This window comes from Phycisphaerae bacterium (assembly GCA_017999985.1).
Taxonomy (GTDB): domain Bacteria; phylum Planctomycetota; class Phycisphaerae; order UBA1845; family Fen-1342; genus JAGNKU01.
Map to the genome: position 1 here is coordinate 82455 of JAGNKU010000006.1, position 23073 is coordinate 105527.

Consider the following 23073-nt stretch of genomic DNA (forward strand, 5'->3'; position numbering starts at 1 on the left):
CGGCCGGATCATGACTCAGCTCATCTATGGCCGCACAGACTCTGTCATTACTTCGGGCAATGCATGCCCCACAATCAACCGCAACGTTCCCAGTTCGAGTTGTGACTCACCGAGGTCGCCGCCGCGGTTGAAGAGTGCAACACCGTACGGTGGCTCGGCAAGCTGGGCCTGCAACACGAGCGGACGGCGCTCGTCCACGCGCCCCTGGCGGGCCGGCACGTCCGCTACCGCCGGCGCGGGGCAGTACACCGCCAATGTCGCGACCCGCGCCCAGGTACCGCCCGTGCCGAGCGTGCCCTCGCCCAGCGTGGCGCAGCCGCCCACGGCCGCTACCACCCCCGCCGCTGCATCCACAACGCCGTTTTGGAACAGCGGGAACGCGGTGCTCGGATTCACTGCTTCAACGACCACCCGGCGCGCGTCGTATGCGACATCGACATACACCGCCGCCAAGCCCTCCGTCGCACCTGTCACCTGCGTCCAGAGTTCGACGTAGAATGTCTCGCCGGCCGTAAACCCGCCCATCGACGGGGGCAAGGTCGCGAGCACGTCATCCGCCGTCGGCATGGCCCGCGCCACCAGTTGCACAGTCGCCAGGATCCCGGGATCGTCCCCGTCACGGGCGCCGCCATAGCAGGTCGCACAGGCGCCACAAGTCAGGGCGAAACACCCGCTGAACAGACCGAAGTCGCCGCCTCCGACGCAGCCGTTGGTGCTGCCGTCGAAATTGGACCGCAGGCGCGGGTCGCCCGGCGCATAACACCCGCCAAAGTCCCCGGCGAAGATCCCGAAGTCGCCACCGCCAATGCGGCCATTCGCATCCGGTTCCAGATCAAACATGCAGTGCTCGCAAGCGTCGAGCACTTCGCTGCACCGCTCGCAAACGTCGCCGCAGGGGTCGTTGCCCGGCACGCACACGCCGGCCTGACACAGGTCGGTTTCCGTGCAGTACAGGCCGTCGCTGCAAGGTGTGCCATCGTCGACCGGCGACCATTCACTCGGGTTCTGGAGCGGATCACATTCCTCGCAGCTGTTGGCCGGATTCAGGTCACCGTCGTTGTACGGGACGCCACCGATGTTGCAGCCGCTGACCGCGACGATGTTCAACGTGCCTGGGCCGGCAGCCGTGCCGGTCCCGCCGACCTCGATCAGGTAGCCATGCCCCTGCTGCACGGTAATCGTGCACGTCGTCGGGTTACACCCCATCATCATGGGCTGTGTCGGGTAGCACGTGCAGTCGTGGTAGACCGCGAGCATCGTGCTCCAGGTCGCCGCCAGGCTGATCGTAACCTGCCCGGTGACGGTCGCCGTATAGCAGAACCAGACGTTCTGGCTGGGCGAGACCATACAGTGACCAGGGCCGTCGAAGGTGGCATACGTCGTGTCGAACGCGTACGAGCCCTCCACAACCGGCGTCGCCTGCGCGCAATTGTCATTGGCCACTCCGCCGACCGTCAGGACCTGCACTGGCCCCAGCGTGAATGGAATCGGTTGCGGCGTACCGGGGGTATTGTCGTACAGATAGGAGCCCGGCGACGCCACCAGGGCGACGTCAAAAGTAGCACCCTGGCTTGCATCGGGCGACACGGTCAGCGTGTAAGTCGACAGGTAGGCCGGCGTGTCGTCGACCACCGCGCCGCCGCTCAGCAGCGCGGAAGACGCCAAAAGCTGTGTGCAGTTGACCGCGGGATACGAATTCTCGGGCGGAAACGCCTGGAAAATGTAATCGGCACGGGACTCATCGACCATCACGCCGCCCGGGCAGTTCACCGTCAGACTGCCGCTGCCGGAGGTGCGGGTGATCGCGATCTTCGTCTGATAGCCGCGCACGGTGGCCGCGCCGTGGACGAAGACATCCAGGTCGACGGCGCCGCCCGGCGCCGCCGTCGCGCTGGCGAGCTGGCTCGTCAGTTCGCACTGCGGCCCTGGCGGCATATAGGTCACCGACAGTAGCGGCCGGTAGGAGGCGGTCGTCGATTCCGAGGACTCCAACCGTAGACCGTCGTTTCCCGTCGGGAGAATCGCCCACCCATAGTTGCTCGACGGATCCAGCACCCAGGCTTGGACGCTCGCCGTCACGCTGACCGGGTACGCCGTGCTCGCCGTGCTCATCGTGGCCGTCGCTTCGATGGCCGCCAAGGCGTCGACGCCGTCGGCCTGAATTCCGCCCGTCGCGTTCCATGGCGCCACGCCGTACGCGGCCCAAACATCGGTATCGACCCAGGGGTGAAGCAGCCGGTGGAAATTGACCGCGCTATTGCTCGGGTCGTCGGTGGCCGGACCCACCCGGAGGGTCAGCGTTGCCGAAACGATGGTCGACCCGACCGGGATCTGGTTCGCTCCCGACCCAAGAATCCCGTCGAAGCGGATGAGGATGTGCTCCGCTGGGCTGCCGTCGCAGACGATCGGCGTCGTAGTCGCCTGGCTAACCAACGCAGCGTCGATGTAGGTATCGGCGGTGCCGGAGTAGCCGTTGACACCCTGTTGGAACGTCAGCGTCTGCGGACCGGACTCGCACTCGCCGGTCGTGGGGTTGCAGGCCTGGCCCGCGGGGCAGCTGTCCGTGCTCACGCAGTCGCCATCTATGCAGGCGTCGGTCGTGCAGGCAATGTTGTCGGTGCAGGAGTTGGTGTTGTCATTGGTGTTCGAGCACACGCCCGTACCCACGTTGCAGGTATCATCCGTGCACGGATTGCCATCATCGCACTCCGCGTCCGACGTGCACCCTCCCGTGCTCGACAACTGCGGGATCATCAGGAAATCACGGCTATCCAGCGTCGCGTTGTGGCCCTGGACTGCCAGCACGTTCATTCCCGACACCAAGAGTCCCTTTAAACTCGTCAAATCAAGCGTCTGCTCGACAGGCGGCGCAACGGATGGCCCGCCCGTGGCCAGAGCGCTGTACGCGGGAGGCGTGCCGGTCACCCGGATGCGCGCCACCTCCGTACCGTTGAGATAGGCCACGTAGCCGTCGTCGGCATACATCCTGAAGGTCAATGAGGTCACCGCCGCGGGATTAGTGACCGTGAACGCCTTACGCATGTAGACGCTGACGTAGCCAGGACTGTTGCAGAGCGGGGGATTGAGCGGCGTGCAACCGCGCATGTCGGTCAGTTCCGTCCCGATGAACGGACCGTAGTCGCCGTTGCCGTTGGTGCCACCGGTCTCAACGTAGTAGTCATACCCCAGACCGCTGGGCCCCTCGAGCCATGCCGAATCGTCGAAGCCCGCGGTGTTCCAGCCTGCCGGCGGCTCGATCGTGCCCTTGAAGTACTTCCACGAATCACCGTACTCGATTGGCAGCGGGTCAACCGTCGGCGTCTCGCAGATGCCGGTCGTGTGGTTGCAGGTCTGGCCCGCCGGGCAATCGTCCATGCTCACGCAGTCGCCGTTCACGCAGGCGTCGGCTGTGCAGGCGATGCCGTCGTTGCAGTCGCTGTCATACACGCACGTGGGGGCCATGATCGCAGTCAGCGACACGGTCAGAGTAAAGTCCGAACTGCCCGCGGTCAGGTTGTGCGCCTGGATCGCCAGAACGTTCGAGTTGTCCATCAGGATGTTGTTGATTTCACTGAGTTCAATGACCTCGGCCGGGCTGCCCGACGTTCCGCCGGAGCACTCGTGGTCCACCGTGGCGAGGTCCGTGTGGGCGGGCGGGGTGCCCGCGATGTTTCGCCGGACGACCTCGACGCCGTTGATGTATGCCACGAAGCCGTCGTCGTAGTCCACCGTCAGGATCAGCCGGCTGATCAGCTCGGGGTCGTCCAGATGGAACAGCCGCCGTGTATAGAGGCTCACGTAACCATTCAGCATGTCGTTCAGAACGGTACCGTACGGGTCGCAGTCCGTACCGTAGCCGAAGCCACCCGGGCCCTGGAGCCAGCCGGAATCGTCGAACAGAAGGGTGGTCCAGTTGGTCGGCGGTTCCGCAGTGCCCTTGAAGTAACGCCACGTATCGCCGGGTTCGATCGGTAGCGGCTCGGCCGTGGGGGCCAGCGCGCATTCGCCAGTGACCGGGTCACACGTCTGGCCGGACGGACACTTGGGCACGCCCGTGCAGCGCCCGTCGCTGCACGTGTCATTGATCGTGCAGATGTTGCCGTCATCACACGAGCCGCTGACGTTGGTGTATTCGCACGCCTCCGAAACGCAGGCGTCGTTTGTGCATTCGTTATTGTCGTCGCAGTCGGCGGCGCTCCCGCAGGTCGCGCGGAACGTGACCGTCAACTTGGGGCGCTGGTCGGCAGTCGCATATTCGGACGAGCGGACGCCAGTGCCGGCACTGCCGGTGTGGAGGATCAGCCAACCGCGATTGGTGGCTGGGTTGTCCGCCCAAGCCTGGATGCTCGCGGTCACATCGACGGTCTGAAGCCCGCTGCCGCCCCCCACCAAGGCCACCTGAGCGCCGTATTCATCGGGCTGAGCGCCGGCGTCACCGCCAAAGTCGTTATAAGTGGTCGTCTCGTCCCAGGCCACCAGCGCCGGACGGACAGAACCACTGTCACCTGAGTCGTAAACGTATAATTCCAAAGTAGCCGACAGGATTTCGGCGCCGACCGGAATCTTTCCATAGGCATCGCCGAAGATCTGCTCGAACCGCAGCAGCCCGAGCGTCTCCTGGTTGCTCGTGCTCTCGGACGCGTCCCACTCGATCCAGTCGAGACTGCCGTGGGCGGTGCTGGGGGCCTGCTCCCGCAAATACGTGTCCACTGTGCCGGCGTAATCCGAGGCACCTTCCTGGAAGCTCACGGTCGGCGTCGGCATCGTGCAGCTGTTGGTTTGCGGGTTGCAGACCAGGTCGCCGGCGCAGTCATCCGTACCGACACACGTGCCGCTCACACACTGGTCATTGATCGTGCAAGTCAGGTCGTCGCTGCAAGGCGTACCGTTGTCCAGCGGATCAACCACGCACACGCCGAAACTCGGGTCGCACACGCCCTCGTTGCAGTCGTCGTCGAGCGCCGAGCAGTCGATTTCGGTATGCTGGCACGAACCGCCCACGCATGTATCCGTCGTGCAGAGGTCGGAATCTCTGCAGTCGTCATTGTTCACGCACGCCACACACGCGTCAGTGGTTTCATTGCACAGTTGCTCCCCGCACGGATACGTTCCGGGAATGCACGTGCCGCCGCCGTCCGGGCAGTCCTCTACGCCGTTGCAGAACAGGCCGTCGTCGCAGTCGGTGTCGGACGTACAGGCGCCGTTGCTGGTGAAAGACCAGGTCGGGCCCACCGTTGTCGAGACGCCGTCCGAGACTTCGACGTACCATTCGTAGGTCTTGCCGCTCGCGCGCCCCGGCCAAGGCAGATCAACCTGGTCGTCGCTGACCACATCAAAGAACGAATCGATTAGCGTGAACGGGCCAGAACCGTTCATCTCATAGTCGAGGTCAAACTGGCTCGTTGCTCCGGTCAGATACCCGCCCGCCCCGCCATTAGCCGTGGGCGAGTAGGTCTGAACGTAGATCTTGTTGTCCGCGGGCGAGAACTTCAGCAGCCGCATGTAGCCGCTATGACCGCTCTGGACCTCCTGGTAGTCGGCGATCATCGTCCAGACACGCCGCCCCTCGAAGTCGTCATAGCGCTTCCCCTCGCCGTGCATGTGCCCGCAGAGCATGAGGAAGAGATTCGGGTTGTCCTTGAGGGCGTTGTAGATCGCCAGCCCCGTGCTGCTCATCGGGGCGTTCTCGCCAACCTCCATGATGTAGTGGCTGCTGACGATCGCTCGGCGATTGGGATTTGCTTTCAGCACGGCGTCGGCCCAATCCAGCATGGCGCTGTCCGGTTGCATATGCAGCTGGACCGCGATGAAATCCATTCCGCCGCCGCTGAACAACGTGTAGTTGGCGTTGTTGGTCGAGCCGTAGTGGCCGCCGTAGTAGGGCCGGCCGCTGAATCGGCTGACCCCGAAATACTGGTTGTACAACAGCGTGCTGCCGGGGGCGCTGTCGTGGTTGCCGGGGAGAATGCCGTAAGGCACGCCGTAGGGCAGTCCCGGCAGGGGGGCCTCCAGCAGATCCATGGCCGAGTCCGCGTTGACCCACTGATTCTCGACGTCCACGTTGGTGATGTCGCCGGTGTGGATCAGGTGGACAATGTTCAGCGCGGCCTGGTTGCTGTTCACCCACTGCATCTGGGCGCGATACACATCCGGAGCGCTCTCCGAGCAGAACTGCGTGTCCGTGATGTGGACGATCGTGAAGTCCGCGGGCACTGTCCCGCCCACCTCGCGGCCGTAGAATGACACGTCCAGCGGGTCGCTCTGCGGGTCCGTGACGGTCACGCTCAACGTCGGATGGGCCGACACGTTCGTCGCACCGTCGGCGGGCGCGACCAGGACTACCTCCGGGCCCGGCTGCGAAAACGTCACGCTCAGCAGCGGCCGGTTGGCAACCGTGGCACCCTCGGCGGAGTCGAACTGCCAGGAATCGGTGCCGCCTGACGGCGGCAGCCACGCCCACCCGTAGTTCGTCGCGCCCGCGGACCAGGCCGCGAGGCTCGGTGTGACATCGAACGTCCAGGTTCCCAGCGTATTGTACGTGGTCTTTGCGTCATAGGTACTCACGGCCTCGACATTGTCGGCCTGGATGCCGCCCGTCATGCTGTTCCACGTGGCCGTATCAGCCCATGGGACCAACATCCGAAAGAGTTCCGCACCGTCGGTGCTGATGTTTGTCACATTGATCGTAAGCGATGCGGAGATAATCGTGGCACCATCCGGGATCGGGCCGCCGTCGGACACGAACAACTGGCCGAAGCGAAGCAGCGCCTGGACCACCGGCGACCCGTCGATCATGAGCGGCGTCGTGCTCGCGTGGCCCGTATCCGGGTTGCCCTGTTCCAGGTACGTGTCCACCTCACCCGCATAGCCAGCCGTACCCTGCTGGAACGTCACCGTCTGCGGGGCACTGAGGCACTCGCCGGTTTCCGGGTCACACGTCGAGCCCGGCGGACACTTCGGCGTCCCCACACAGGCACCGGCAACGCACGTGTCCCCGGTAGTGCACAAGTCGCCGTCATCGCACGGACCGCTGACGGGATCGTGGGTGCAAACCTCGCCGACGCAGTCGTCGCTCGTGCAGACGTTATCGTCATTGCAGTCCTCAGGACCGTCGCACGGTTCCCCAGCTTCCTCGAGCATGAACACCGAGAAGGCATAGGCCTGGTTGGCGCTGTGCGCCTGGGCCCGCACGGTGAAACTCCCGTCCGCCCCGGGATTGATTTGCGTCCAGCGCGCCACGTACCCGTCGGTGTGGTTGTCTCCTGTGTTGAAGTACACCTGCAGCGGGTCGCCGTTGTACTCCTGCACGCCAGCCGTGCTGGCGTTGGTCGCGCTATCCGCGCCCGACAGAGTGAACCGCGTGATCCGGGTAGTGTAACTGCTGTTGGCCCGCGAGGCACTCGTCGCAAACGTATAGGTCTTCTGCGGATTCAGCCCGGTGAACGTCGCGTCCACCCACCAGCCTGTGCTCCCGTAGTACACCACGCCAGTGATGTCCGCGATCCCGCCGAACGTCGTCCGTGCGTCCGTACCGGCATGAGTGGTATACCCGCCGCTCCAGTCGCCGCCGATGGTGTGGTTCCAGATGACGCCACCGCTTTGGGTGAGCGTGACGGTCACACCCGTGGGGTTGCCGGTCGCTTGGTCGAGCAGCACACCGGAGCTCGGTCCCGGGCTGTTCGTCCCGATGCTGTACGTCGTGACATTCGCTCCCAGGTACGGAACCAGCACACCCTCCGGGTCCGTCTGCTGAGCTACGCTGCTGTAAACACAATCGTTGTAGGCCGTGAATCCCGGCGATGACAGACACTCGCCCGTCAACGGATCACACGTCTGGCCGGACGGACACTTCGGCGTGTGCACGCAAATGAGACTCTCGCACGTGTCAATCGTGCAGAGGTCGTTGTCGTTGCAGTCCTCGGGACCGTCGCACGGGGCCGTGTATTCGACGATCAGCTTCGGCCGGTTGGCGACGGTCGCGCCCTCGCTCGACGTGGCCGCCACACCATCCGTGACGGCCGGCCGGAAGATCCAACCGTAGTTGGTCCGCGCGCCGGTGGACCAGCCCTGCAGGCTCGCCGTGACATCAACCGTCACGGTGCCAGTCGCAATCGGCGCGCTGTACTGTGGCGTCGCACGGTACTCATCAGTCTGCACCCCAGCGTCCCCGCCGAAGTTGTTCCAGGTAGCCGCGGTCTCCGTCCAGTCGACCGCGACCTCATTCACGCTACCGGCCGGCTCGACAGTGCCGTTCTCGATATAGATCGTGAGCGTGGCGGCGATGATCGTCGCCCCGACGGGGATTTGGCCGGCGCCGGCGCCGAATATGTTGTCGAACCGGACGAGTCCGTACTCGTAAAGGCCGGAATTGGGCGGGTCATCGGTGTCCCACCGCCACGTGCTCGCCTCGCCTTCGATAGTGTCTGGCCCGCTCTGGTAGAGATATGTGTCCTGCGTCCCGGTGTAGTTGGCATCCCCTTGCTGAAACGTCACCGTGTCCGCGATCGCCGGGGTGCCAAGCACCAGAACGGCCAGCACGCACAGTTGAACCATGGTACGCATCACTGCCACTCCTTTGTTTACCCGGCAGCGAACCACGCCGACGACATCTCGCATCGCCGTCGTGGCTGGGCCTCATACTCTCTCCGACCCGCGGCCGCGGTGGCCGCAGGCCCCGGCGCAGTCTTCGGACGCGCCGCCCTCCGAACAAACCCGGGCGCGGCGGAGGGCGCTGCGCCCCGGGAATATCCACTTGCTCTTCTCCGTCACTCCACCGGCACGTCGTTACGGATGACCGTAATACCACTCGACCACTGCTCGATCTCCAACAGCGCTCCGGCTGTATCTACCGCCATCGAGGCGTCCCGCCTCAGGCCGACCAGGTAGCGTCCCCGTGCCCCGGCCGAGGCCCGCAACACGAACGTCGCCAGGTACCGCGTATCCGCCACGGCGACGCCGCCCGCCAGCGTCGCACTGGCCAGGCGCTCCCGGACGGCGTCAACCACCGGGAAGCTCTCGAGCCCCTGGAACACGTAGTCCTCACGGACGACATCGATTTCAAGAGTCTCGACCGTGAGCCCCTGAACTGGCGGCGGCACAGCCCGGTCCCCACGACGCACGGGGCGCGGTGTCGCGATCTCCAGCCCGCCCATGTCCGTCTGCATCGGGCCGACGGACAACGCGAGCTGGTAGCCGCGCAGGTCGGGCGACCCGCGCGCGAATACGTCCACCGCCACGCTTTCGCCGGCGTACACGGTCGCCGCCCGCGGCGCAACGATCAGCAGCACCGCCGGCCCGCGACCCGCCTTACTGGCGCCACATGGGTTCGAGTCCGGATAGGGCAATCCGCCGAACGCATCGCACACGGCGGTGATGTCCAGCAGATTGATGTCCGCATCCGGCACCTCACCCATCAGATCGTCGCCCGCCAGCGAACACTGGCCGAAGACGTCCTGGAACCCGTCGAGCACGCAGAGAATATCCAGGACGGTCGTCGCGGCATCCCCGGTCGTGTCACCCCAGAGCCAGGTCGTCGCCGACGCCGGCCCCGAAAACGCCGGACTGCCACCACTGAGCACCGCGCTGCGAACCTCGTACAGCGTGCTCGGCACGGTCTCCTCGTCCGCGATCAGGATCGTGTCCCAGTCCGCGGAGCTGCGGTACACCGGCTCGTCCACCAGCCGGCCAGTCGCATCCACGTAACGTGGCAGGCACGTGATCCCGGCTGAGCTCACCTGCAGCGCCACGGCGGGCAAACTGGGCGGCGGCGTGACCATCAGGTAGCGACCGCCGACGGCCTCCACCGTGGGAGCGCCGGCGCAAACGTCGTTGGCCTCGTCGCAGGCCTCATCGGCCGCGCACGGAGCGGCCCCGGCCGCGCAGCCGGAAATCGGATCGCACGTCTCGGCGCCATTGCAGTAAAGTCCGTCGTCGCAGAACAACGGCGTTCCGGCCACGCACTCGCCGGTGCCAGTGTTGCACGTCTCCAGGCCGTTGCAGACATTGTCGTCGTCGCAGTCGGCATTCGTCGTGCAACCCTGTGTGCTCGACAACTGCGGAATCATCAAGAGATCACGACTGGTCAGGTTCACGTTATGGCCCTGGACTGCCAACACATTGACGCCCGCCTGCAGGAGGTACGTGTAACTCGTCAAATCAAGCGTCTGCTCGACAGGCGGCGCGACGGACGGCCCGGCGGTTGTCGCCGATGTGTTGTACGCGGGAGGCGTGCCGTTCAGCCGGATGCGCGCCACCTCCGTACCGTTCAAGTAGGCGACGTAGCCGTCGTCCGCATACATCTGGAAGGTCAACGAGGTCACCGCCGCGGGATTGATGACGGTGAACGTCTTCCGCATGTAGACACTGAGGTATCCCTGGCCCGCCGGGACGCACGGCGGGCGTGTCGTACACTCGCACATGTCGTCCAGCTCGGTCCCGATGAACGGCCCGTAGTCACCGTTACCGTTGGTGCCGCCGGTCTCGACGTAGAAGTCATATCCCAGACCGCTGGGCCCTTCGGACCATGCCGAATCGTCAAAGGTGACTTGCGTCCACGCGGTCAAGTCCGTCGGGGTCGGCTCCTCAGTGCCTTTGAAGTACTTCCACGTGTCACCGTACACGATCGGCAGGGGCGGGTAGGTCGGCGTTTCGCACAAACCGGTCGCGTGGTTGCAGACCTGACCGCCCGTACAGTTGTCTGTGTGCGTGCAGCCGGCGATCGGGTCACAGTTGTCCGTCGTGCACCCGACGCCGTCGTCGCAGGCCAGATCGTCGGGCGTGTTGACACACACGTCGTTGTCTTCATCACACACATCAATGGTGCAAGCCACGGCGTCAGCACAGTTGCGCGGCGTATGGACGCAGCCGGTGGCAGGATTGCACGTGTCTTCGGTGCAGAACAACGTGTCATCGCAACTGACCGCCGTGTGCTGGCACACGAAGTCGACGCACGCGTCGTCGGTGCAAGCGTTGAAATCGTCGCAGTCATCATTGCTGTCGCAGGGGCTGGAGGGAGGTATGTACTCGATGGTCAGCAGCGGCCGGTCGGCGATGGTCGCATATTCCGCCGAGCGCACTTGCACACCGTCGTTGGACTGCGGAATGAAGATCCACCCGCGGTTCGCAGCCGGGTCGTTCGACCAAGCCTGCAGACTGCTCGTCACCGTGATATTGACCGTCCCCGACGCGATCGGGGCGTTGGCGACGAAGTCGCCGTACTCGTCCGACTGAACGCCCGGATCGTCGCCAAAGTTGTTCCAGGTGGCCGTCGCCTGGCTCCAGTCCACCGCAACTTCGTTGACGTTGCCCGCAGGGGTCACACCAGCATTGAACACCACGAGCGTCAGCGTTGCAGAGTTGATCGTCGAACCGAGTGGGATCTGGTTCGCTCCGCTTCCGATGATGTTGTCGAAGCGGATCAGCCCGAACTCCTGGTAAGGTGACGGATTCTCGGTGTCCCACCGCCACGTGTCGAGCGCGCCCTCGACGGTGCTCACCTCGCTCTCGTCCAAATAGGTATCTTGCGTTCCGGTGTAACCGTTCACGTCCTGCTGATACGTCACCGTCTGGGGCCCAGCCTCGCACAGACCAGTCGTGAGATTGCAACTCAGGCCGGCCGGGCAGGCGTCCGTGTGCTGACACCCCGTCAGCGAGACGCAGGTGTCCGCGGTGCAGGCGATGCCGTCGTCGCAGTCCAGCGGGATTCCGTCCCCACAGCCGAACAGTTCGCTGCACGTCTCGGCCCCGTTGCACACGTCGCCGTCGTCGCAGAGCGCCGCGTTCGGCGTGTGCACGCAACTATCGGTAGCTTCGTCGCACGTGTCGACCGTGCATACGAGGAGGTCGCTGCAGTCGGGCGGCTCCCCGGGCACGCAGACGGACGCGCCGAGATCGCACCATTCGTCACCGTTGCAGTACAGGCCGTCGTCGCACTCCGCATCGCTCGTGCAGGTAGTCACCGGCACCGTGTACGTAATCGACAATAGCGGCCGATAGGAGGCGGTCGTCGATTCTGAGGACTCCAGTCGCAGACCGTCGGTTCCCGTTGGGAGGATCGCCCAGCCGTAATTGGTCGACGGATCCAGCGCCCAAGCCTGGACGCTCCCCGTCACGCTGACCGGGTACGCCGTGCTCGCCGTGCTCATCGTGGCCGTCGCTTCGGCCGTCGCTACGGCATCGTCGCCGTCGGCCTGAATTCCGCCCGTGGCGTTCCATGGCGCCACGCCGTACGCGGCCCAGACATCGGTATCGACCCAGGAGTGAAGCAGCCGGTGGTAGTTAACCGCGTTGGCGCTCTGGTCGTTCGCGCCGCTGCCAACGCGCAGCGTCAGCGTGGCCGAGGTTATCGTTGATCCCACCGGGATCTGGTTCGCACCGGATCCAAAGATCCCGTCGAACCGGATGAGCACGTGCTCTACCGGATCTCCGTCGATCACGATCGGCGTCGTAGTCGCCTGGCTGCCCAACGCAGCGTCGATGTACGTATCGGCGGTGCCGGAGTAGCCGTTGACGCCCTGTTGGAACGTCAGCGTCTGCGGACCAGCGACGCACTCGCCGGTCGTCGGGCTGCAGCTCTGTCCCGGAGGACAGCTCTCAGTACCCACGCATGCTCCGGCGACGCAGGTATCGTTGATTGTGCAGTCCCAGCCGTCGTTGCAGACGGCGCCGTTGTTTCCTGCCACGTGCGTGCACGCGCCGGCGGTACAGGCATCCACATTGCATGGATTCCCGTCATCGCACTCGGCCGCCGTCTCGCACGCTTCACACCCGGGGATCGCCTCGAACACGCAGGCCCCGTTCACGCAGGTGTCGACGGTGCACGCGTTCCCGTCTTCGCAATCGTCGGCCACGGTGCAAATCGAACCGTCCGGGAACCCCAGCCAGCCGATTCGCCCGCCGGTCGGACCGGCCGTCAGCGCCGGTGAGCCCACCGCCGGATCGTAATCCCAGGCCAGGGACGCCGTGCTCTCAAACTGTGGGTTGACGTTGATGTTCCCCGTGCCACATGCGATGTGGGCCGTGCTCCCCGCATCGGTGTAATTGATATTGCCGTTGCAGGCGCCGGTATTGATGCCGTTCGGCCAGATGATGGAGCGCTCGACGCTGATCGGTGCCCCGTTGATCGGAGCCCCACAGGCCAGGGTAGATTGCGTGACGATCCCTCCGGCGCCATTGATGCCGATCGGCATGCTGAACACCAGGACGTTGTCAAAGCTGATGCTGCCGCCACTGGACAGGCTGACGCACTTGTCGTCCGCATCCCAGATAATCGAGTCCTCCACCACCGGGTTCGCCCCGCTGTGGTCCATCATGTCATCGCCGCAGTCCGCCAGGATACACCGGCGGATCGTCTGGTGACTCGACGCGTTGTCGAGGTGGAACACGTCGCCGTCGGCGTCGTTCGCTTCCGGAGCCCGGCCAATCCGGGTGAACCAGCAATCTTCCGCGAGAAGCGTGTGGCTTCCTCCGAGGAACTCACCGCCGTATCCGACGCGGGACCACACGGTGCGCCGGAGCGTGATCGTCCCGCTGCCCGTCATGTGGACGATCTTGCCGCCGCAATCGGCGACAACGCAATCAATCAGACTGAGTGAGGCTGAGCTCTCCACACCAAAGACAAGCGGGCGCGGGTGGCTTTCGACAGGGGCGTTACCGGCGCCGGTGACGAACACGTGGGAGAACGTCGAGGTCCCGCTTCCCGTGTGGGTGAATCCGCGCCAAGAGGACGGGTTCGCTACGTTGTGGTCGGGAAGCGTCATGGCGGCCGGCCCGGCCGCCGGGAAGAACAAAATGGGCTCAGCTTCGGTTCCGGGCGCGTTGACCACGCCGTTGACGATCACCCTGGTCCCGTCGCCGGTCGGCCCCGGCTCCGCCATGACCAGCGTGCCCGGCTGGATCGTCAGCGTGCTTCCGCTGGGTACCGTCACATTGCCGGTCAGGTGGATGACGCCGTCGCCGGGCCCCCACGTCAGACCGGCACCAGACAGCGTCCCGGACAGGTTGCGGTAGATTCCAGGGACGTTCGCGAGCGCGTGGACCACGCGCGATTCGGAAAGCTCTCCCACGGTGACCGTGATCTCGACGTCCTGGTCCGCGACACTGGCCGGATCATTGAAGGTGAACGACACCGTGCCGACGCCGTTGTAGAACCGGATCGAGTCGCTCGTGGGCGGCCCGCCGGACCCGGTCCCCGCCGGGTAGGTTTCGAAGACCGTCACCGTCAGCGGCACCGCGACCTGGTCGGACACGCGCCGCGCGGACACGATCCCCACCTCCGTCCACGTCCGCCAGTCGATCCGGCCGATACCGTCGACGACTTCCGCCTTCAAGGTGAAGGTCTTGTCGCTGACCATGCGGGTGGGCATCGTGAGTTTCAAGGCCTGCTCATCGCCGGTTGCCGGCGGAACGTACGTCACGTAGCCCTCGGCGCGGTCGATCTCCGCACCGCTGTGGTCGAGCGTCTGGACGATGATGGAGTTGGGACCGGGATTGAGCGTGAAGTTGTACGTCCAGGATGCTCCCACCCCGTCGGGATTCGCGATCGTGTAATTCGCCGAAACGCCATTGACCCGCACTTCCCGCGCCCAGCATTGGTTCAGCTGCCCGCTGAGGAGAATTACCGGATCCTCGCTCTCGTAAGGGCTCGCCGGAACCCCCTGCAGCGTCGTTTGCCGGCGGATCTCGTTGTTAATCGCCGTGCGCTGCGCCGCGACCCAGTCTTTCAGCCCCTGTTTCGTCTGCGGCCCGCTCCCCTGGGGAGTTCCCGTCGGGAACAGCACGTCAGGGAGCGCGTCAATCCGGGCGTTCATCGCCGCCTGGCTGAAGATCGTGTCCATGTACTCGCAAATCGCGCCCACGAAGAGCCCAGCGTATTCGTTGCTGCGCAGGAAACGGCGCAGGGGGAAGTTCGCGTTGCTCTGACCCGTCCTCCAGATCGTCTCGTGGAACGAGGGCATGATGGCGTCCATGTCCCAGGGCACGAACGTCGCGTGGCCGTATCCCGGACCCGGCCAGAAATAGAGGAAATAGTCATCGCCGGTGTCGCGGTAAATGCCGCCCTCGGTGTTGTCCAGGAGCATGTGGATCGCAACCCAGCGGGCCCACTGCTCGGCGTCGACGTACGAAACGAGGTTTTCCTCGAACCAGCCCTGGTAGTTGTTTTCGAGGCACAGGACTCCGCCGTCGCTCGTGCTGCAGGTCAGCGCGTCACAGAGTGCGATCAGGTCGTCCCACTCGTCTTCGTCCTCCCGGGTGACCTTCTGGTACCCGTTCTGATCATTGGCATCGGTGCGGTAACTGTTGGGATTAAAGCCTTCCCAGTACAGGCTTGCGTCGTTGTGGCGGCCGCGATAGCAGTTGCCGTCATCTGTGCTGATGCACACATCCCCGGGCGGGCAATCACTGTCGCTGTCGCAGATGTTCCCGGCGCTCTCGCAGCGGTCCGGGAAGCGCAGGGGCTGGATGGCCCCGTCCTGCGAGGTGAAGAAGTCCTCGTCGACACGCTCGGCGTTGATGTAGACCCAGTTCTGAGTTCCTCCGCTCGCCAACGGGTTCGTGTTGAACCGCACGAGGTGATGCTTCGGAGTAGGCAGGCCTGCATCCTCGAACATGTCGTATCCGAGCGACTGGCGCGCCGCCTGCTGCGCCATCATGAGAACTGAAGTAACCTCAAAACCCAGCTCCGATGCCAGGGGGCGGTGGAGGTCAATCCGATACGACGGCGGGTTCTGATAGAGGCTGGACTGGCCGCGGTAGCGCTCAATGACGTTGTAAAAGACTTCGCACTGCGACACCGCGCCGCCCGCCGGGCATCGAATGAACGTGGCGTCATACTCGTTCTTGTTGCGCGTCTCCTGCAGGTTCCGCGTGTACTGCGTCGTGATCAGGTGATAGGAGGGAAAGTCGCTCGGGAGTGCGGCGCTCGAGAATTTGCAGAGGAAGACCCGCGGCGGATGGCCACCGGCCCCGGGGAAGACCCCGTCGTGACCGCTCGGGGCGACTGCCGTTGCAACACCGTCGCTCGCCTGGACAGCGAAGTCGAGTCGCTGGCCCTCCGCAAGACCTGCGAGTACGACGCCGTACACGTCATCGCCGGCCGCACCATCGCCGTTCAGGCCGTCGTCCAGCATCTGGATCGCAGTGTAGGCGATCGTGGGTTCCTGATCCTGCCGGTACTGCAGCGTCACGGTCGGGGTCACGCTCTCGTCGATGACGAACGCGGTGATTGTGACCGGCGCGTTTGCACCAGGGATCGCTGGATCGTGGCGGACCGCGCTAATGACGGGGGGCGGTACCGCGGCATAGCGGCCGTTGACCGCTCCGGGGGTCCCCAGATTCACGAGCGACGCCCTCCAGGCGCCGCCGTACTCGTTCGGCATGAGCGGATTCACGAGCTCGAGGGACGGACCGTCTCCGTCGGCGGTGGGCGCCCACTCGCCTCCGTCGTCAAATGGGACCGAGTCGAGGATGTGACCGTAGGAATCCGTAAGCTCGACCGTTTCCCCGCTGTTGGCCAGATTGCCGTCCGCCCACTCCAAGACCGTCACGCCACCGGGGATCGTCACCTTCGACTGGAGGAAAGCCATGTCCTCGGCGACGACCAGGTACGCGCCGGGGGCCATTGTCGTTCCTGCGGGGAACGTCAACTCGACGCCCGCCGATAGCGCGAAGCCGGAAAGATCCACAGTCACGGTGCCGTAGTTGTAAAGCTCGAGAAACTGGAGATCTTCCGGGTTCTCTCCCAGCAAGACCGAGGAGGTCGCCGGGTGGTAGTGAATCTCGTTGATGACGATCTTGGGAAGGCCGCTGAAGTAGAGCCAGCTGTCGCCGGCGAAGGGCACGGAATTCAGATCTTGGATCCCACCATCACCGCGCAGAACGACTTCAAGCGTTCCGGGGATCGGCGGGGTTACCGTGAACACATACGGGCCCGCTCCGCTCCCGGAAACGCCCGTGGCGGCGTCACCGTCCACCATCAGATCATCGGCAGTCACTCCGGTCACTGGCACCGAAAACGTCACCGACACTTGGCTCAGGACTTCGACCACCGAGCCGCGGACGGGATCCGTCGCAGTAACCAGCGGCGCAGTGGAGTACACGCTGTTGGTCGCGCCGCATGTCCCATTCAGGACCAACGAGGCCCTCCACGCCGACGCCTGCCAGGAACAGGCAGCCTGCGTGGCCTCGGTGCACGGCTCCCCCAACGTCGGGTTGATCCGCTCGAGCGAGGGGCCACTTCCGTCCGGCGACGTCGGCCAACCACTGTCGTCGTTGTAATACACGCGGTCCACAAGAACTCCGTTCGCGTCCCGCAGTGCGACCGGCTCTCCACCGTTGCTGAGGCTGTCGTTGGTCCCCCACCCGTAGGCGGCGCATCCGAGCTGCGCCCAGAGAGCATCGGGGTCCTTGGCTGCGACCGCGTAGGCGCCAGGCTGGAGGATCGTGCCGGCCGGGAACGTAACGCCGGGGCTGGCAAATTCCGTCAGATGCCATCCGGAGATGTCCACCGCGACGGAGTCGGCATTCACGATCTCGATGAACTCCAATACGTCCGGGTCTTCTGGCGGGTTGTAGTGGATCTCGTTGATGACGACCTTTGGCACCGCGAGCGAATACAGCCACGCGTCGCCGGCGTAGGCGTGCGAATCCAGGTCTTGGATCGCCCCGGGGCCGAGCGTCACGCTGACCGACACTTGCGTCGGCGCCGCGAAGCCCGTGAAGACGTAGGGTCCGGCGCCGCTGCCCGTGACAACGGTCGCCGGCGAGCCAGCGACCGTGAGGTCGGCCGCGACGACGCCGGTCACGCTCTCCGCGAACATGACCTCGACCTGCGTCAGATCCGGCACCACCGAACTGCGGGGCGGGTCTTCCCAGAGGATGGCGGGCCCCTCGGTGAATCTGCTGTTGATTTGGCCGGGGGTCCCGTTGAGCCCGACGGACGCTTTCCAGGCCGCCGGATACGCGTTGTCGTAGGTCGGGTTGATGAGCTCGAGCGACGGGCCGGAACCATCGGCCGCCGCGGGCCACGGCGCAACGTCGTCAAAGGTCACGTCGTCAACCACGGCGGATGCGGCGTCCAGAAGAACCAGATGGTCACCCGAGTTGCTGAGATCGCTGCCCGCAACCACTTGGTACACCTGGACTTCAATGGGAATGCCCGGAATCATCGCTCGCAGGAAGGTCGGATTATCCGCGACGAGGATGAAGCCATTCGCCGGGATGCTCGCCCCGGCGGGGAACACGAACTCAACTCCCGCACCGAACGACCACCCGGCCAGGTCAACCGGTGCTGATCCCGTGTTGTGCAATTCTATGTATTGCAGCCACTCAGGGTCGTCGGGTGGAGTGACCCCCGCGCCAGATGGATGATAATGGATCTCGTTGATCACGATCTGCTGCGCCGGACTGACCACGGCCATGCCCAACATCGCCACGGCAGTCGCCCAGTAAAAGGGCCGCGTGCTCATCGCTTTACTCCCTTGAAGAGGTTGATAGACAATCAACCCCACATGCAGCTGCTAACGGTCAAACGCGGAAGTGCACACGTGTGCGGCTCCCCCGACATGAGGTCCCTTCCCAAAGACATGCCGGCTCCCATCCTCCTCGCCTGCACCCTTCCTTTCGGCGCAGAGGACCCATAAGGCACTTACTAGTGAACCATACTCTCGCTCACGCTGCATTGTCAAGGAAAATCCGCCGGGCGCGCTCTGGCCCTCCGGACTCGGAACTCGCGATACTGCGTGACCTCCCCGCGCGCAGAGTGATGCAGTTCGACAGACGGACAGTTCGCGCGCACGCCACGGCGCCCGCCACGGGCACGTCGCGCCCTCGCGGACGGACACCCGGTTTTGCACACGTCCGGGCACTCGCGTCTTCCTGTTACCAGTCCGCCGGCAGCGCGCACGCTAACATGTATAGTAGGGTCCCTGAGGCGCCTGGGCCAGTAAAGTGACACGTGAGGTACGGCGTTCTGCGGGCAGACCAACGGCAGTCGACGCGTTTTCAGATCGGGAGATAGAAACCGCAAACCAGGGCGCACGTCGCCGGGGCAACGATCGCGCCGGACTCCACCGGGATGTCACGCGGTAGCGAGTTGCAGTTAACGGGGCGGCACGCAGCGGCGCGGGTGGAGCAGGACGGGCTGCTGGACGCGGCGGTCGTTCGACTCGCCAAGCAGCGGCAGGCAGACTGGAGGATTTCAGGGACGAGCCCCCCCTCGCGGGCGTGACCGTTAAACCGAGTCGTCCGCGTCTTCCCTTGCCGTCAGCCGCCCGGGGCCGATCCCACAGTCTGCGGGGCAAGACGCGGACGAGCTCCGGAGCACGTCAGGGCAAGAACCGCCGGGCGGCTCGCGCTCGCCTCATCGCACGCCAGCCGGCAAGCGACAAGACCGCGCCCGGCACCAGCCCGGCCCCGCATAGGCCAACCACCGGAGCCGCCGTCGTGCCGTCGACACAGTCGCCTGACTGGTCACACGAACACCCGTGTTCGTCAACGGCCGCACCGAACGCGGTGCCCGGGCATTCGTCCTCGCAGTCATCCACACCGTCGGCATCTTCATCCTGCCCCGCACACGACTCGCCGTTCCCGTCCAGTGACTCGACCTCCCCGGCCACCACCTCATCCTCACCTTCGACCGGTACGCTAGCGGGCTCCCAGCCTGGATTATCCGGCGGTACGGGACTGTCCGGGTCCGTGGGCACCACTGCGCATCCGCAGTCGTTGACTGACGAGTCCGGCGGCGTGTCCGGACAAGTATCGTCGCAGTCATTCACGCCGTCGCCATCGCAGTCGAGCTGACTGCACGAGCAACCGTCTGCGTTCGGCACCTGACCTAGCGGCGTGTTTGGACAGGCATCGATGCAGTTGTCCACGCCGTCGCCATCGCTGTCGAGCTGACTGCACGAACAGCCATTCGCGTTCGGCGCCGGACCCGGCGGCGTATTCGGACAGGCATCGTTGCAGTTGTTCACCCCATCGCCGTCGCTGTCCAACTGGCTGCACGAGCAGCCGTCCGCATTCAGCGCCTCACCCGGCGGCGTGTTCGGGCAGGCATCGTTGCAGTTGTTCACCCCGTCGCCGTCGCTGTCGAGCTGACTGCACGAGCAACCGTCCGCGTTTGGTGCCTCACTCGGCGGCGTGTTCGGGCAATCATCGTTGCAGTTGTTCACTCCGTCGCCGTCGCTGTCCAGCTGGTTGCACGAGCAACCGTCGCCGTTCACGGGCTGTCCAGCCGGCGTGTCCGGGCATTCGTCGTCGCAGTCGCCGACGCCGTCACCGTCGCCGTCAAGTTGGCAATTGGGGCCCAGGGTCGCAGTCAGCAACACAGTCAACGTGAAGTCCGAACTACCCAAAGACAGGTTGTGGGCCTGGATCGCCAGCACGTTCGTGCCGTTCTCCAGCAGGCTCACAAAGGCGCTGAGGTCGATGACCTCCGCCGCGTTGCAGGCCCCGCCGCACGCGGAACATTCGTGATCCTGGGTGGCGGGCTGATTGTGCGCCGGCGGGTTACCGGTCACGTTGCGCCGCACCACCTCTTGCCCATTGAGGTAGGCGACGAAGGCGTCATCGTAATCCACAGTCAGCGTCAGAGAACTGATCATCTCCGGCTCGTCCACGTGGAACAGACGCCGCGCGTACACGCTCAGGTACCCATTTTGCATATCGCTCAGCGTCGTTCCGCGTTGCGCCATGCAGTCCGGGCCAAACCCGAACCCGCCCGGCCCGCTCAGCCAGCCGGAGTCCGCGAAGGGGACAGTCGTCCAGTCAGCCGGCGGGGCACTGTTGATACCCTTGAAGTAGCGCCAAGTGTCGCCTGGCTCGATCGGCAACGGCTCGGGCGCGGGCAGTGGCACGCAGCCGCCAGTGTCCTGATCGCACACTTCGCCGAAGCGGCAATTATCCGTATGGACGCAGCCAGCGGTCGGGTCACAGGTGTCCGTCGTGCAGTCGATACCATCATCACAATTCAGCGGCGTGCCGGCCACGCACTCGCCGTTCGTACACGTCTCAGTCCCATTGCACACATTGTCGTCGTCACAATCACTGCCGAGCTGGCTGCACGAGCAGCCGGCCGCGTTCGGCGCCTCGCCCGGCGGCGTGTTCGGACAGTCATCGATGCAATTGTTCACCCCGTCGCCGTCGCTGTCGAGCTGGCTGCACGAGCAACCATCCGCGTTCGGCGGCTGCCCCGGCGGCGTGTTCGGGCAGTCATCGTTGCAGTTGTTCACTCCGTCGCCGTCGCTGTCCAGCTGGCTGCACGAGCAACCATCCGCGTTCGGCGGCTGCCCCGGCGGCGTGTTCGGGCAGTCATCAATGCAGTTGTTCACCCCGTCGCCGTCGCTGTCGAGCTGGCTGCACGAGCAACCATCCGCGTTCGGCGGCTGCCCCGGCGGCGTGTTCGGACAGGCATCAATGCAGTTGTTCACCCCGTCGCCGTCGCTGTCGAGCTGGCTGCACGAGCAACCGTCCGCGTTCGGCGGCTGACCCGGCGGCGTGTTCGGGCAGTCATCGTTGCAGTTGTTCACTCCGTCGCCGTCGCTGTCCAGCTGGCTGCACGAGCAACCGTCCGCGTTCGGCGGCTGACCTGGCGGCGTGTTCGGACAGGCATCGTTGCAGTTGTTCACCCCGTCGCCATCGCTGTCGAGCTGGCTGCACGAGCAACCATCCGCGTTCGGCGGCTGCCCCGGCGGCGTGTTCGGACAGGCATCGTTGCAGTTGTTCACCCCGTCGCCGTCGCTGTCCAACTGGCTGCACGAGCAACCATCCGCGTTCGGCGGCTGCCCCGGCGGCGTGTTCGGACAGGCATCGTTGCAGTTGTTCACCCCGTCGCCGTCGCTGTCCAACTGGCTGCACGAGCAACCGTCCGCGTTCGGCGGCTGACCCGGCGGCGTGTTCGGGCAGTCATCGTTGCAGTCGTGCACGCCGTCTCCATCCTCATCACTGCCGTAGCTCCCGTCGCCAATGCAGCACGGAAACTGGTTGAACAGCAGTAGCGAGGTGGCCCCGCCCCCATCAATCACCAGGAAGAAGGCCCGCTGGCCACCCACGCAGTCGTCGTTTGGTACGACTGCGATACCTTCCAGGTTGCCGCCCATCGGGCTGCCGTACATCACGACCTGGTTCAGCCGGCGTTCCCCACCAACCAACGTGGAGCCGAGCGTGACAACCTCAGTGCGGTTGTAGTCCGCGCCATGGAAGATGTACAGCAACCCCTCTGATCGATCGAACGCCAGGTCGGCGCTCTCCGAATAGCCGGTCTGGTAGGCCCCCACAAACGTGAACGTGCCATTGGTCCGGTTCAGGTCGAAAGCGTAAAGGCGACCGCCATTCTGATGGGCGACAAACATGAGTCCGCCCATGCCGTTCTGGCTCGTATACGGATTGCCGTTCTGGTCGACGAATCCCTCCGCTGCCAGAAACTCGTCAGGAACGAAGGCGATGCCCTCTGCACCACTGCCGCCATTCAGCGGCAGGTATGGGCTCGTATTCCAGTTGTTTCGCAGCGTCGCCGTTCCATACACCGAGACGTCGTATTCCTTGATCCGCTCCTCACCTTCGATGATGACGTAGACGGAATCCTCGTCGTAATGCGCGACGGTGATGCCCTCGAGATCGCCGAAGCCGGTCCACTCGCCACGATTTCCATTGCGATAGTCAATTTCGTATCCGCCGCTTCCGTTTTCGCGGATGGCCCAGAATTTCGAAGCGTCGCCCCCCGGGCCGTTCCGGCAGACCCATAGACGGCGCGTCAGTGGGTTCCAAGCTGCGCCGCTCATGTCCGAATAAAAGTCGTTCTGACCCGGACCCTCAATGCCCGTCAGATTGACTGCCTGCGCCGCCGGTTCTGCCGGCCACGGCACTTCGGCGCGGGCAGGCACCACGAGCACGATCAGGAACATGACAGCGATGCGCGGCGCCGGAGGGAACAAACTGAGATTGAGGGTTGGGCTCATCTTCTTCTCCCTCCAGATTCCGCGGCTGTCAAACAGAGGTACAAACCGACCACGGAGTCCTGCCTAAATTAACATCTCTACGAACAACTCCAGTAAGTTTAAAATATCTCCCTCTCCGATG

General features: G+C 64.7%; 3 protein-coding genes. All 3 read right to left on the reverse strand.

All coding sequences use genetic code 11. From position 1 onward, the window contains the following. Positions 1-24: 24 nt before the first annotated feature. Positions 25-8562, reverse strand: a complete 8538-nt coding sequence (locus KA383_09605; protein MBP7746380.1) for a DNRLRE domain-containing protein — start codon at positions 8560-8562, stop codon at positions 25-27. Positions 8563-8765: 203 nt separating this feature from the next. Then, positions 8766-18464 carry a lamin tail domain-containing protein gene (locus KA383_09610; protein MBP7746381.1) on the reverse strand — a complete coding sequence of 3233 codons (9699 nt, stop codon included), beginning with the start codon at positions 18462-18464 and terminating at the stop codon, positions 8766-8768. 858 nt (positions 18465-19322) lie between these two features. Continuing rightward, on the reverse strand, positions 19323-22952 hold the full coding sequence (locus tag KA383_09615) for a hypothetical protein (protein ID MBP7746382.1): 3630 nt from the start codon (positions 22950-22952) through the stop codon (positions 19323-19325). Between the last annotated feature and the right edge of the window lie 121 nt (positions 22953-23073).

Bases quoted from the DNA above. Each gene is read 5' to 3' on its own strand.
- KA383_09605 (MBP7746380.1), bottom strand. From the start codon at position 8,562: ATGCGTACCATGGTTCAACTGTGCGTGCTGGCCGTTCTGGTGCTTGGC.
- KA383_09615 (MBP7746382.1), bottom strand. From the start codon at position 22,952: ATGAGCCCAACCCTCAATCTCAGTTTGTTCCCTCCGGCGCCGCGCATC.
- KA383_09610 (MBP7746381.1), bottom strand. From the start codon at position 18,464: ATGAGCACGCGGCCCTTTTACTGGGCGACTGCCGTGGCGATGTTGGGC.